Annotated in this window: 15 protein-coding genes, 5 tRNA genes and 1 other RNA gene; 3 read left to right on the plus strand and 18 right to left on the minus strand. The window is 51.2% G+C overall.

The window, feature by feature from the left end; genetic code table 11:
• The first annotated feature begins 48 nt into the window (after positions 1 to 48).
• Positions 49 to 801 carry a 2,3-diphosphoglycerate-dependent phosphoglycerate mutase gene (gpmA, locus tag GUC46_RS16110; RefSeq protein ID WP_003022999.1) on the plus strand — a complete coding sequence of 251 codons (753 nt, stop codon included), beginning with the start codon at positions 49 to 51 and terminating at the stop codon, positions 799 to 801.
• Positions 802 to 908: 107 nt separating this feature from the next.
• Here gpmA and aroG read toward each other — a convergent pair whose 3' ends face one another.
• Positions 909 to 1,961 carry a 3-deoxy-7-phosphoheptulonate synthase AroG gene (aroG, locus tag GUC46_RS16115; RefSeq protein WP_003022997.1) on the minus strand — a complete coding sequence of 351 codons (1,053 nt, stop codon included), beginning with the start codon at positions 1,959 to 1,961 and terminating at the stop codon, positions 909 to 911.
• A gap of 317 nt (positions 1,962 to 2,278) precedes the next feature.
• Between aroG and GUC46_RS16120 the strand changes: the two genes are divergently transcribed.
• Positions 2,279 to 2,653, plus strand: coding sequence for a YbgS-like family protein (locus GUC46_RS16120; protein ID WP_003845358.1), 375 nt, complete (start codon positions 2,279 to 2,281; stop codon positions 2,651 to 2,653).
• Between the two features lie 113 nt (positions 2,654 to 2,766).
• Positions 2,767 to 3,708 (plus strand): CDF family zinc transporter ZitB, encoded by a 942-nt coding sequence (gene zitB / locus GUC46_RS16125; RefSeq protein ID WP_003022992.1) that lies wholly within the window; start codon positions 2,767 to 2,769, stop codon positions 3,706 to 3,708.
• On the opposite strand, the gene pnuC is transcribed toward zitB, so the two are convergent.
• The 17 genes from pnuC to cydX form a co-directional block, all read right to left on the minus strand.
• Positions 3,705 to 4,424 (minus strand): nicotinamide riboside transporter PnuC, encoded by a 720-nt coding sequence (gene pnuC, locus GUC46_RS16130; RefSeq protein WP_003022990.1) that lies wholly within the window; start codon positions 4,422 to 4,424, stop codon positions 3,705 to 3,707. The two genes, zitB and pnuC, sit on opposite strands and share 4 nt — an antisense overlap.
• Positions 4,425 to 4,450: 26 nt before the next feature.
• Positions 4,451 to 5,494, minus strand: a complete 1,044-nt coding sequence (gene nadA / locus GUC46_RS16135; RefSeq protein ID WP_003837113.1) for a quinolinate synthase NadA — start codon at positions 5,492 to 5,494, stop codon at positions 4,451 to 4,453.
• Positions 5,495 to 5,775: 281 nt separating this feature from the next.
• Positions 5,776 to 5,909, minus strand: a non-coding RNA gene (locus tag GUC46_RS16140) — RtT sRNA.
• A 22-nt stretch (positions 5,910 to 5,931) separates the two neighbouring features.
• Positions 5,932 to 6,007: transfer RNA gene (locus tag GUC46_RS16145), tRNA-Lys, on the minus strand.
• Between the two features lie 133 nt (positions 6,008 to 6,140).
• A tRNA-Lys gene (locus GUC46_RS16150) sits at positions 6,141 to 6,216 on the minus strand.
• Between the two features lie 45 nt (positions 6,217 to 6,261).
• A tRNA-Lys gene (locus tag GUC46_RS16155) sits at positions 6,262 to 6,337 on the minus strand.
• Between the two features lie 3 nt (positions 6,338 to 6,340).
• A tRNA-Val gene (locus tag GUC46_RS16160) sits at positions 6,341 to 6,416 on the minus strand.
• A gap of 137 nt (positions 6,417 to 6,553) precedes the next feature.
• Positions 6,554 to 6,629: transfer RNA gene (locus tag GUC46_RS16165), tRNA-Lys, on the minus strand.
• A gap of 165 nt (positions 6,630 to 6,794) precedes the next feature.
• Positions 6,795 to 7,586, minus strand: a complete 792-nt coding sequence (gene cpoB, locus GUC46_RS16170) for a cell division protein CpoB (RefSeq protein WP_044712637.1) — start codon at positions 7,584 to 7,586, stop codon at positions 6,795 to 6,797.
• A gap of 9 nt (positions 7,587 to 7,595) precedes the next feature.
• A complete protein-coding gene (gene pal / locus GUC46_RS16175) occupies positions 7,596 to 8,114 on the minus strand; it encodes a peptidoglycan-associated lipoprotein Pal (RefSeq protein ID WP_003022983.1) in 519 nt (172 codons plus the stop codon).
• A 34-nt stretch (positions 8,115 to 8,148) separates the two neighbouring features.
• Positions 8,149 to 9,441, minus strand: coding sequence for a Tol-Pal system beta propeller repeat protein TolB (tolB, locus tag GUC46_RS16180; protein ID WP_003022981.1), 1,293 nt, complete (start codon positions 9,439 to 9,441; stop codon positions 8,149 to 8,151).
• Positions 9,442 to 9,569: 128 nt separating this feature from the next.
• Positions 9,570 to 10,826 (minus strand): cell envelope integrity protein TolA, encoded by a 1,257-nt coding sequence (gene tolA, locus GUC46_RS16185; RefSeq protein WP_016149807.1) that lies wholly within the window; start codon positions 10,824 to 10,826, stop codon positions 9,570 to 9,572.
• A 64-nt stretch (positions 10,827 to 10,890) separates the two neighbouring features.
• Positions 10,891 to 11,319, minus strand: a complete 429-nt coding sequence (tolR, locus tag GUC46_RS16190; protein ID WP_003022978.1) for a colicin uptake protein TolR — start codon at positions 11,317 to 11,319, stop codon at positions 10,891 to 10,893.
• Between the two features lie 3 nt (positions 11,320 to 11,322).
• Positions 11,323 to 12,015, minus strand: a complete 693-nt coding sequence (gene tolQ, locus GUC46_RS16195; RefSeq protein WP_003022976.1) for a Tol-Pal system protein TolQ — start codon at positions 12,013 to 12,015, stop codon at positions 11,323 to 11,325.
• Positions 12,012 to 12,416 carry a tol-pal system-associated acyl-CoA thioesterase gene (ybgC, locus tag GUC46_RS16200; protein ID WP_003835413.1) on the minus strand — a complete coding sequence of 135 codons (405 nt, stop codon included), beginning with the start codon at positions 12,414 to 12,416 and terminating at the stop codon, positions 12,012 to 12,014. The genes tolQ and ybgC overlap by 4 nt, the downstream gene beginning before the upstream one ends.
• 150 nt (positions 12,417 to 12,566) lie before the next feature.
• Positions 12,567 to 12,860 carry a cyd operon protein YbgE gene (ybgE, locus tag GUC46_RS16205; RefSeq protein WP_003022971.1) on the minus strand — a complete coding sequence of 98 codons (294 nt, stop codon included), beginning with the start codon at positions 12,858 to 12,860 and terminating at the stop codon, positions 12,567 to 12,569.
• On the minus strand, positions 12,860 to 12,973 hold the full coding sequence (cydX, locus tag GUC46_RS16210) for a cytochrome bd-I oxidase subunit CydX (protein ID WP_003022970.1): 114 nt from the start codon (positions 12,971 to 12,973) through the stop codon (positions 12,860 to 12,862). The genes ybgE and cydX overlap by 1 nt, the downstream gene beginning before the upstream one ends.
• Positions 12,974 to 12,980 lie beyond the last annotated feature (7 nt).

Genomic DNA, 12,980 nt, shown 5'->3' on the forward strand with positions numbered 1-12,980 from the left:
ATATAATGAGAATTATTATCATTAAATATGATTTATAGGAGTGAGTGTATGGCTGTAACTAAGCTGGTTCTGGTACGTCACGGTGAAAGTCAGTGGAACAACGAGAACCGTTTTACCGGTTGGTATGACGTTGATCTGTCCGAGAAAGGTGTGGGCGAAGCAAAAGCGGCAGGTAAACTGCTGAAAGAGGAAGGCTACAGCTTCGATTTTGCTTATACCTCTGTGCTGAAACGTGCCATTCACACCCTGTGGAACGTACTGGACGAACTGGATCAGGCCTGGCTGCCGGTTGAGAAATCCTGGAAACTGAACGAACGTCATTACGGCGCGCTGCAGGGTCTGAACAAAGCTGAAACCGCTGAAAAATACGGTGACGAGCAGGTTAAACAATGGCGTCGCGGCTTTGCGGTAACGCCACCGGAACTGACCAAAGATGACGAGCGTTATCCGGGTCACGATCCGCGTTATGCGAAGCTGACCGACAAAGAGTTACCGGTTACCGAAAGCCTGGCGCTGACCATCGATCGCGTTATCCCCTACTGGAACGAAACTATTCTGCCGCGCATGAAAAGCGGTGAGCGTGTGATTATCGCCGCTCACGGTAACTCTCTGCGTGCGCTGGTTAAATACCTGGATAACATGGGCGAAGATGAGATCCTTGAACTGAACATTCCGACCGGCGTACCGCTGGTATATGAGTTCGACGAAAACTTCAAACCGATCAAACACTACTATCTGGGTAACGCTGACGAGATCGCAGCAAAAGCGGCAGCCGTTGCGAACCAGGGTAAAGCGAAGTAATTTTCATCCCGGGTCAAACGAAAAAAGCGTGGAATGCTCCACGCTTTTTTATTGCCAGATAGTGGCGTTGCCTTATCCGGCCTACCGAGCGTAGCCCGGATGCGTTTTTACCCGCGGCGTGCTTTTACCGCTTCTGCCAGTTGGCGTAAGACCGCATCGGTGTCTTCCCAGCCAATGCAGGCGTCAGTGATGCTCTTACCGTAGGTCAGCGGCTCGCCGCTATCCGGGTTCTGATTACCCTCGACCAGATGGCTTTCGATCATCACGCCAATAATCGCTTTTTCTCCACCAGCGACTTGCCCGCAAACGTCTTTCGCAACATCCATCTGCTTTTTGAACTGCTTGCAGGAGTTGGCATGGCTAAAGTCGATCATCACTTGTGCAGAGAGCCCTGCTTTGATCAGACCTTCTTTCACATCGGCAACGTGCTGAGCGCTGTAGTTAGGTTCTTTGCCGCCGCGCAAAATAATATGGCAATCGCCGTTACCGCTGGTATTTACGATCGCCGAATGACCCCATTTGGTTACAGACAGGAAGCAGTGTGGCGCCCCTGCTGCGTTGATTGCATCAATCGCAACTTTGATCGTGCCATCGGTACCGTTTTTAAAACCAACCGGGCAAGACAGACCTGATGCCAGCTCGCGGTGTACCTGAGATTCAGTGGTACGAGCCCCAATCGCGCCCCAGCTCATCAGATCGGCAAGGTATTGCGGCGTGATCATATCGAGGAACTCACCCGCAGCCGGCAATCCGCTATCATTGATATCCAGCAGCAATTTACGTGCAATGCGCAGCCCATCGTTGATTTGGAAGCTGTTGTCCATATGCGGATCGTTGATAAGCCCTTTCCAGCCGACGGTGGTTCGCGGTTTTTCAAAATAGACGCGCATGACAATTTCAAGCTCGCCTTTTAACTCTTCGCGCAGCGCCAGCAGGCGGGCGGCGTACTCTTTAGCGGCTGCCGGATCATGAATAGAGCACGGCCCAATTACCACTAACAGGCGATCATCGCTTCCTTTCAGAATTTTATGAATCGCTTTACGGGCATGAGCCACCGTGTTTGCGGCATTTTCAGTAGCGGGGAATTTTTCCAGCAATGCGACTGGCGGTAATAACTCGTTGATCTCTTTAATGCGTAAATCGTCGTTCTGATAATTCATGATTATTCCAGCGTTGCCATACTTATATAAATGAATGCAATCCCTCCAATCTATATCTTCAGTCATAAAGTGTAAACGGGGTTTTACACTTTGGACGGATTAATCCTGGAATTGGCCAAAAAAACGCAATAAAGTAGCGAAAAACGAGATCCAACCTACAATTTATAACTGTAACAGCTTTAATTTTCATAAATTTCAAGATTCTATGCTGGGTTTGATTTCTCAGGCAAAACTATTAACCACATATTAATGATGTAACTGGCACATGCACTGTTGGAAGACGTTATCCGACATATCGACCATAACAGGAGCATATTATGCATATGACAAAGCTGGCTTCACTCTTTCTTACCGCTACACTCAGCCTCGCCAGCGGCGCGGCGCTGGCTGCTGAAACCAATACGCAGTCCAATAACGGCCAGGCAAATTCCTCGGCGGATGCCGGTCAGGTCGCCCCAGACGCACGCGAAAACGTGGCACCAAATAATGTCGACAACAGTAACGTGAATTCGGGTGGCACAATGCTGCACCCGAACGGTTCATCAATGAACCATGAAGGGATGACCAAAGACGAGATGCACAAAAACACCATGTGTAAGGACGGTCGCTGCCCTGATGTGAATAAGAAGGTTCAGACCGGAAACGGCATTAATAATGATGCCGAGACAAAAACTGATGGCACTACGCAGTAACGCTGAAAATAAAGCTAATAACGGGAGAGCAATAGCTCTCCTTTTTAATTTTATCATCCCAAAAACGGTATGATGGCATACAGTAAAGATGAGAATAACAAAGGGATGGCATAATGGCGCACTCGCATACTCATAATTCCTCTGAGCAACCCAAGGACAATAATGCCCGCCGCTTGATGTTTGCATTCTGCATTACAGCCGGATTTATGTTGGTTGAAGTGGTAGGTGGAATACTTTCAGGTTCACTGGCCTTGTTGGCTGATGCCGGGCATATGCTCACTGATGCCGCAGCGCTCCTTTTCGCGCTGCTGGCCGTCCGGTTTTCCCATCGACCGCCCACAATACGACACACCTTCGGCTGGCTGAGGCTCACGACACTGGCCGCGTTTGTTAATGCCATCGCATTGGTCGTGATCACTATTTTAATCGTCTGGGAAGCCATTGAGCGCTTCCATACGCCCCGCCCCGTAGCAGGCGGCATGATGATGGTTATAGCTGTCGCGGGTTTACTCGCCAACGTGCTGGCTTTTTGGGTTCTACATCGCGGCAGTGAGGAGAAAAACCTGAACGTCCGCGCTGCGGCACTACATGTGATGGGCGATTTACTCGGCTCGGTCGGGGCGATCATCGCTGCGCTTATTATTATCTGGACGGGCTGGACGCCTGCGGACCCGATTCTCTCGATTCTGGTTTCCGTGCTGGTACTGCGCAGCGCCTGGCGACTGTTAAAGGATAGCGTTAATGAATTACTGGAAGGTGCCCCGCTGACGCTGGATATTGCCGCACTGCAGCGCCATCTCAGCCGGGATATCCCCGAAGTCCGCAATGTACACCATGTCCATGTCTGGATGGTGGGTGAAAAACCGGTAATGACGCTGCATGTGCAGGTGATCCCGCCGCACGATCATGATGCCCTGCTGGAACGTATTCAGCATTTCCTTATCCACCACTACCAGATTGAACACGCGACGATCCAGATGGAGTATCAGCCGTGCAATGGGCCGGACTGCCACCTGTACCAAGGCGTGTCCGGCCATTCACATCATCACCATTAATGGGACAGCGCGCGGGAACCCCGCTCACGCGCGCTGTTAATCCACATCCTGCTACCATTCAGGGCGATAACCGTCAGGATCATATACTCCAGCGACATGGCATATACGCCTTGTAGGGCGAAAATCACTACGCTTATTACGTTAATGATCACCCACAGCAGCCAGTTTTCGACGTATTTGCGCGTCATCAGGATCATCGCCGCAATCGACAACACCATCATGCAGGAGTCCCAGAACGGGAATGCATCGGGTTGCAACTCAGGCACAACAACCTGTAATCCTAATGCCTGCATAATGTTCACCGCAATGCGGGTCAGGAATGCAAAGACCGGATCGATATAGACCGACATCAGACCGATCGCTACCACGCAAGCCGCCAGCCAGCCGATCGCTTTTGGTAACGGCAGCCAGCGAATTTTCAGTTCCGCTTCATGCTGGTTAGTTTGCCTGGACCAGGCATACCAGCCGTAGATGTTGGCGGCAAAGAAGAAAACTTGCAGCAACAGGCTTGCATAGAGCTGGATCTGAAAGAAGATAATCGCAAACAGCGTGACGTTTATCAGGCCGAAGAAGTAATTGCTTATTTTCTCAAGACTCGCCAGACCAATACACAGCAACCCGGCGATCGTCCCCACAGCTTCGATCCAAGACAGATCGTAACCGCCAGCGCCGATCGGAATATGTACCAGAATGTTCTGCGTGCTAAAAAAGTCCATCTTTTCCCCCAGAGCAAAAAAATTAATTAAGCTCGAAGTGTAGCCGCAAATTCCAACATGCGGTTTAACGGCAACAACGCCCCTTCTCGCAGCGCAGCATCAACATGTATCTCATGAGCCGCTCCGCCTTGTTCCAGGCCCTCAGCAATAGCCTTGAGGCCGTTCATCGCCATCCACGGACAATGCGCACAGCTGCGGCAGGTTGCCCCCTCGCCAGCCGTCGGCGCTTCAAGCAATTCTTTATCCGGAACGGCCTGCTGCATTTTGTAAAAAATGCCCCGGTCAGTCGCCACAATCAGCTGTTGATGCGGTAACGATTTAGCTGCGTTGATTAACTGGCTGGTTGAGCCAACCGCATCAGCCATATCAACGATAGACTGAGGGGACTCCGGGTGCACCAACACCGCAGCATCAGGGTAAAGCCCCTTCATGCGTGTTAAAGCCTGAGTTTTAAATTCGTCGTGGACGATACAGGCCCCCTGCCAACAAAGAACATCTGCACCGGTCTGTTTTTGCACGTAGTTGCCCAGATGTCTGTCCGGAGCCCAGATGATTTTTTCACCTAAACTATCAAGGTGCTCAATAAGTTCTACCGCGATACTGGACGTGACGACCCAGTCCGCACGTGCTTTAACGGCAGCGGAGGTGTTGGCATAAACCACCACGGTACGATCAGGATGCGCATCGCAAAACGCGCTGAAAGCATCAATCGGACAACCCAGATCTAATGAACATTCCGCCTGTAAGGTCGGCATCAGGATGGTCTTTTCCGGGCTGAGGATTTTGGCGGTTTCCCCCATAAACCTCACTCCTGCAACCAACAGCGTAGAGGCAGAATGTTTTGAGCCGAACCGCGCCATTTCCAGAGAATCAGAAATACAGCCACCGGTCTCTTCGGCCAATTGCTGAATTTCAGGATCGGTGTAATAGTGCGCGACCATAACGGCATCACGCTCTTTCAACAGGCGCTTGATTTTTTCACGATAAAATTGCTTTTCATCCACACTCAGCGGGGCTGGCTTCGGCGGAAACGGATAAATTGCTGCTTCTGGATCAAACATCACGCTCATCTTGCTTTCTCGTTTTACTAGCTTAACGAAATAACCGATTAAAAGCGTGACGCACGCCGTATTCGGTTAGATTTGTTTTATATGCTAAACAAGATAGCGGATTGGCGTAAGAAAGTCACAATAATTGCGTGTGATGAATGCCGGATGGCGACTGACGTCTTATCCGGCCTACGTGAATAGTGTCGTCTGTAGGACTGATAAGCGAAGCGCATCAGGCAAGCAGGTTCGAATCGTTGATTCTGCGCATAGCAAAAAAGCGCCTTTAGGGCGCTTTTTTACACTGGTGGGGCGTGCAGGATGACTCGCTACGCTCGCCCTTCGGGCCATCGCCGTAAACGGCTCCGTTGTCTCACTTCGTTCGACCCGAACCTGCTGCAGGTTCGAATCATGAAATCCTGCACATAGCAAAAAAGCGCCTTTAGGGCGCTTTTTTACACTGGTGGGGCGTGCAGGATTCGAACCTGCGACCAATTGATTAAAAGTCAACTGCTCTACCAACTGAGCTAACGCCCCCTTATGGGGTTCACTTCTTTATACTTTCAGGATGGTGGGTCGTGCAGGATGACTCGGCTTTGCCTCGCCCTACGGGCCGTTGCTTACGCAACGTTATCCTTCACGTTTTGCAATCGCGTTCTACCTTAGCGATTGGTGGGTCGTGCAGGATTCGAACCTGCGACCAATTGATTAAAAGTCAACTGCTCTACCAACTGAGCTAACGACCCGCTCGGGTATAACCTGAAAATTTTTACTCGATACCACCAATAAATTGGTGGGGCGTGCAGGATTCGAACCTGCGACCAATTGATTAAAAGTCAACTGCTCTACCAACTGAGCTAACGCCCCGAGTGGTGGGTGATGACGGGATCGAACCGCCGACCCCCTCCTTGTAAGGGAGGTGCTCTCCCAGCTGAGCTAATCACCCGATACTACGCTGGATACTACTTACTAACTGAGTTAGTGGTGGGTCGTGCAGGATGACTCGACTTCGTCTCGCCCTACGGGCCGTTGCTTACGCAACGTTATCCTTCACGTATTACAATCGCATTCCACCTTAGCGATTGGTGGGTCGTGCAGGATTCGAACCTGCGACCAATTGATTAAAAGTCAACTGCTCTACCAACTGAGCTAACGACCCACTTTTTTTGCCGCTTTCGGGCTGTTTGATATCCCTTGGCAACGGCGGCATATATTACTGATTTCAGATTTTAGCGCAACAAAAATTTCGATGTAAATAACTCAACTGCTTAGGAATCACACGACGCGACCAGAATTAACACGATTTCTGGTCGCATGGTGTTCATTACATCGCGCCAAGGCGTTTTTGCGCTTGTTTCGCGCCATCAGTGCCAGGGTATTTAGTGATAACCTGCTGATAAACGGCTTTAGCTTTTGCTGTGTCACCTTTGTCCTGCATGATGACGCCGACTTTATACATCGCGTCTGCAGCCTTTGGTGATTTCGGGAAGTTTTTAACTACTGAAGCAAAATAGAACGCTGCATCATCTTTTTTCCCCTTGTTGTAATTCAACTGACCCAGCCAGTAATTCGCATTTGGCAGGTAAGTCGAGTCTGGGTACTTTTTGATGAAGTTCTGAAATGCTTCAATCGCATCATCCTGGCGGGATTTATCCTGCACCAGAGCAATGGCCGCATTGTAATCAGTGTTCGCATCGCCAGTCTGCGCCGGGGCTCCTGACGCTGCCGCTGCGCCCGCGTCAGGCGTAGGGGTTGCTGCTGCCCCACTCTGATCGCTACCTGCAGACTGCGCCGTAGGCGCACTACCGCTGCCAAGATTATTAATCTGCAACAATATTTGCTTCTGGCGTTCAACAACCTGGTTCAACTGATACTGATTTTCCTGAATTTGACCACGCAGGGAATCAATATCGGACTGATTATCGGAGAGTTGTTGCTGGAGTTGGGTTAAAAGCTGACTGTGAGCGTTAGAAATACGCTCGAGTTGAGTGACACGGTCTTCGACCGAGCCTGAGCCGACACTACTGATTGGCGCCTGAGCAAAAGCGGCCCAAGGGGCCGCTATGCCAACCAGTAACGACAGACTCAACAGATGATGTCTGAAGTTACTGCTCATGCAATTCTCTTAGTAAACCAGTACGGCGCGACGGTTTTTGGCGTAAGCCGCTTCGTCATGACCCAGTACTGCAGGTTTTTCTTTACCGTAAGAAACGATGGAGATCTGGTCAGCAGAAACGCCTTTACCCTGCAGGTACATCTTAACGGCGTTCGCACGACGCTCACCCAGGGAGATGTTGTACTCAGGAGTACCACGTTCGTCCGCATGACCTTCTACGGTGACTTTGTAAGACGGGTTGCTACGCAGGAAGTTAGCGTGAGCATCCAGCATTGCAGCGAAATCAGAACGGATATCGTACTTGTCCAGATCGAAGTAAACGATGTTGTTCTGCTGCAGCTGTTGCATCTGAAGACGCGCTTGCTCTTCAGAAGACATGTTGCCGCTGCCGTTTGCATCCATACCAGTGCCGGCACCCAGCATGCCTTCGCTGCCGTCATTGCTGGCGTTCTTGTTAGAAGAACACGCTGCAATAGCCATAACAGGCAGAGCAATCATCAGCCCTTTCAGCACTTTGTTCAGTTGCATTTCAATGATTCCTTTATTAATCAATTATTTATTATCACAGATACGGCGACCAGGCAGGGAATTTAACCTGTCCATCAGTTGCCGGAAGACGCGCTTTGAAACGCCCATCTGTAGAAACCAAATTCAGCACGGATCCCATCCCCTGAGAAGAGCTGTAGATTACCATAGTGCCGTTAGGTGCCAGACTTGGCGTTTCGTCCAGGAACGTTGACGACAGAACTTGTACGCCACCCGCTACCAGATCTTGTTTGGCAATGTGCTGCTGACCGTTGGCCGAACTTACCATTACCATAAATTTACCGTCGCTGCTCACATCCGCATCCTGGTTTTGCGAACCTTCCCAGGTAATGCGCTGCGGAGCACCGCCGTTGACGTTAACTTTATATACCTGCGGACGACCGGCCTGGTCAGATGTAAAGGCCAGGTTTTGGCTGTCCGGGAACCAGGTCGGTTCCGTGTTGTTGCTACGACCATCCGTCACCTGACGGATCTGACCGGAACCAATGTCCATGACATACAGGTTCAGGCTACCGGTTTTAGACAGGGCAAACGCCAGTTTACTGCCATCCGGAGAAAACGCAGGCGCACCGTTGTGACGTGGGAACGACGCTACCTGACGAACCGCGCCATTAGACAACGTCTGAATAACCAGTGCAGAACGACCACTCTCGAAGGTTACGTACGCCAGTTTTGAACCGTCCGGAGACCACGCCGGAGACATCAGCGGCTGCGGAGAACGGTGTACCACGAACTGGTTGTAACCATCGTAGTCGGACACACGTAATTCGTACGGGAACTGACCACCGTTGGTCTGAACAACATAAGCGATACGGGTACGGAATGCACCTTTAATGCCGGTCAGTTTTTCAAACACTTCGTCACTTGCAGTATGCCCCGCGTAACGCAGCCACTGCTTGTTCACTTTATAAGTGTTCTGTGCCAGTACGGTACCCGGTGCGCCACCGGTGTCAACCAGCTGATAGGCAACGCTGTAAGAACCATCCGGGTTCGGCGTAACCTGGCCGACGACTACGGCATCAATGCCCAGCGCAGACCAAGCGGCAGGTTGAACTTCCTGCGCGGTACCAGGCTGCTGAGGCAGACGAGAACGGTCTAACGGGTTAAATTTACCGCTGTTACGCAGGTCAGCACCTACGATACCACCGATATCTTCAGGTGCAGCACCCGGTCCTGCCCACTGGAAGGGGACAACACCAATCGGGCGCGCCGAGTCCACCCCCTGGGTGATCTCGATACGTACTTCTGCGTGCAGCACCGCTGCCCACAGCATCAGAAAACCAAATGCTACTCGTAATGCCTGCTTCATCATATCTCCCTTATCTGGACGGAAAGCCCACGATAATTTAGCAGAATGTTAACAAACTCAAATACACAAAACTACCACAACTCAGTATCAACCTTAGACCGTTTCCCCTGATTTCTCAGGGGTCGTTATTACAGTTTGAAGTCCAGTTTGGCATCTTTTACTTTTTCATAAACTGCCTGGCTAGGCGGTTTAGGAATTCTGGCAGTTTTCGCAGCCGTCAGCGCAGCCTGACACAATGCTGGATCCCCACCCTCTTCGGTCACATCCAGTAACAGACCATCGGGTGCTAACTTGATATGTAATACGCAAGATTTACCTGCATACAAATCTGCACCATACAGACGGCTCTGGATCGCATTACGAATTTGAGATGCGTAAGCACTGATATCAGCACCAGATGCACCGCCATTGGCACCACTTGTACCACTATCTTTCGCCGGTTGGCCGTTTCCTTTCGCTCCACCGCCCGATTTCGGTGCATTCTTACCGGAGCTCAGGTCACCCAACAAGTCGTCAACGCCAGAGGCTGCAGCGGCTTTTTCGGCCGCAGCCTTTTTAGCAGCTGCTGCTTTATCTGCCGCAGCTTTCTTATCGGCAGCGGCTTTCTCGGCTGCAGCTTTTTTGTCTGCTGCTGCTTTTTCCGCTGCGGCTTTCTTATCAGCCGCCGCTTTTTCAGCAGCGGCCGCTTTCGCGGCGGCGGCTTTTTCTGCTTTCTCAGCGGCAGCTTTCTCGGCTGCTGCTTGCTTAGCGGCTTCAGCCTGTGCTTTCTTCGCAGCGTCCGCGGCAGCCTTAGCAGCTTGTGCTTCGGCAACTTTCTTCGCATCAGCAGCGGCTTTAGCAGCTTCCGCCTCAGCTTTTTTCTGTGCGTCCGCAGCGGCTTTCTTCGCGGCATCTGCCGCTTGTTTCGCCTGTGCATCAGCTTTAGCCTTCGCGTCTGCAGCAGCCTTCGCCGCAGCTTCTTCAGCCTGTTTCTGTTGTTCTTGCGCTTTCGCGGCGGCGGCTTCAGCTTGCTTCTGCTGTTGCGCCTGTTCGCGCACTTTTTCCTGCGCGGCTAAGCGTTCTTTTTCCAGCTGCTTCAGTCGCTCTTGCTCAGCTGCCTGTTTCTCGCGAAGTTCTTCAGCTTGCTGCTGCGCCTGCTTTTCACGCTGCTCTTCAGCACGTTTCGCGCTTGCCTGCTGTTGCTGCTGCCTGTCGTACTGTTGCACAACGGCGCCAGGATCGACCATAACGGCGTCGATGGACGAACCGCCACCGCCGCCGGCTGAAGCATCAATGTGCTCATCGAACGAACTCCAGATCAGCGCTGCAAATAAAATGACATGCAGCACCGCTGAAATAATTATCGCCCTTTTGAGCTTGTCGTTTTGTTCGGTTGCCTTTGACACTCTCGGTTCCCAAAAAACTGTTCGCCTGTTACGTGCTATCTTTCAAGCCAGCAAAACGCCGTCATCAGATTGGCTGCGTCATCAAGCCAACCGATTTTACGCCTGCACTGTGTAACAAGTTCAGCGCTTTAATTATTTCATCATAAGGCACGTCTTTCGCACCACCGATTAAAAAGACCGTTTTCGGATTGGTCTGCAGGCGACTTTTCGCTTCCGCGATAACCTGCTCCGGCGGCAGTTGATCCATACGATCTTTCTCAACCACCACGCTGTATTGCCCAATACCGGAAACTTCAATAATGACCGGGGGTTCGTCGTTACTGCTGACGGCTTGCGATTCGGTCGCATCCGGCAGGTCGACTTCCACACTCTGCGTAATGATCGGTGCGGTAGCCATAAAGATCAGCAACAGCACCAGCAGTACGTCGAGCAGCGGTACAATATTGATTTCGGACTTGAGTTCGCGACGACCTCGTCCACGCGTTCTGGCCATGGCTTACCCCTTGTTGCTCTCGCTAACGGTAAACGCCTGGCGGTGCAGAATCGCGGTGAACTCTTCCATAAAGTTGTCGTAATTCAGTTCCAGTTTGTTCACGCGCTGGTTCAGACGGTTGTAGGCCATAACCGCCGGGATTGCCGCAAACAGACCGATAGCCGTTGCAATCAACGCTTCCGCGATACCCGGTGCAACCATTTGCAGCGTCGCCTGTTTTACCGCGCCCAGCGCGATAAATGCGTGCATGATCCCCCAAACGGTACCGAACAGACCGATATACGGGCTGATGGAGCCAACGGTTCCGAGGAATGGAATATGCGTTTCCAGCGTTTCCAGCTCACGGTTCATCGAGATACGCATCGCACGGGAAGCCCCCTCAACGACCGCTTCCGGCGCGTGGCTATTTGCCCGATGCAAACGAGCAAACTCTTTGAACCCGCTGTAGAAAATTTGTTCTGAGCCAGCCAAATTATCACGACGCCCCTGGCTTTCCTGGTACAGGCGCGACAATTCAATGCCGGACCAGAACTTGTCTTCAAATGCTTCGGCTTCACGTGAAGCAGCATTAAGAATACGGGTCCGCTGGATAATAATGGCCCAGGATGCGATTGAGAAACCAATCAAAATCAACATGATAAGTTTAACCAGAAGGCTTGCCTTCAGGAACAAATCAAGGATATTCATGTCAGTCACTGCTTAAACTCCGCGACAATAGACTTGGGAAGCGCACGAGGCTTCATTTTGAGTGGATCAACGCAAACAATCAGAACTTCGGCTTCATTCAGCACGGTGTTCTCTGCGTTGACAATGCGTTGCGTGAAAACCAAAGAGGTGCCACGCATTGACGTAATTTCGGTTTGAACTTCGAGCATATCGTCGAGCCGGGCAGGCGCAAAATACTCGAGGGTCATTTTGCGCACCACAAAGGCTACACGTTCAGCCAACAGGACCTGCTGACTGAAGTGATGATGACGCAGCATCTCTGTGCGCGCTCTTTCATAAAAAGCGACGTAGCTGGCGTGGTAAACCACCCCACCGGCATCGGTATCTTCATAGTAGACACGAACCGGCCATCGAAACAGCGTTGTATTCACTTTACATCCCGGTAATGCAACAAAAGGTTAGTGCTTTCAAACTTCGCTACTATACGCGCGGGAATGGTGCTTTGGAATGGGGGAAAGTAAACGGAGAGTAAAAAATTATGGGCTTATGCAAGCCCATAAATATTTAAGGATGTTTCTTATTCAAAAGAAGAAGAAAAACAGACCAACAACGAGGACGATATCCGCGATCAGCGGGCAGAAGATACCCTGCCAGTGTACGGCACGAGGACGAAAGCCAACGCCGTGAATGATGCCTGCGCAGACCGCCCACATCAGCAGAAAACCATGCCAGATTTCAAGCTCACTGGTTTTAGCCGCGAAACGTGACGGATCCCAGAATATGCAGCCGGCCAATACGATTGCCAGCACAAATGAAAGCGCCCGCAAGGGGCGCTTGTCCATCGCGTTGTATAACATCGCGATAATATTGGTCATTAGCTATCTTCTTGTCCGGCTTTGCCTGATTCAACGTGCTCAAGCGCCAGCGCTGTGATTATCCCAAATGCACAGGCAAGAAGCGTTCCCAAAATCCATGCGAAATACCACATTTTAAGC

The organism is Citrobacter sp. LUTT5 (assembly GCF_009905315.1).
Lineage (GTDB): Bacteria > Pseudomonadota > Gammaproteobacteria > Enterobacterales > Enterobacteriaceae > Citrobacter > Citrobacter freundii.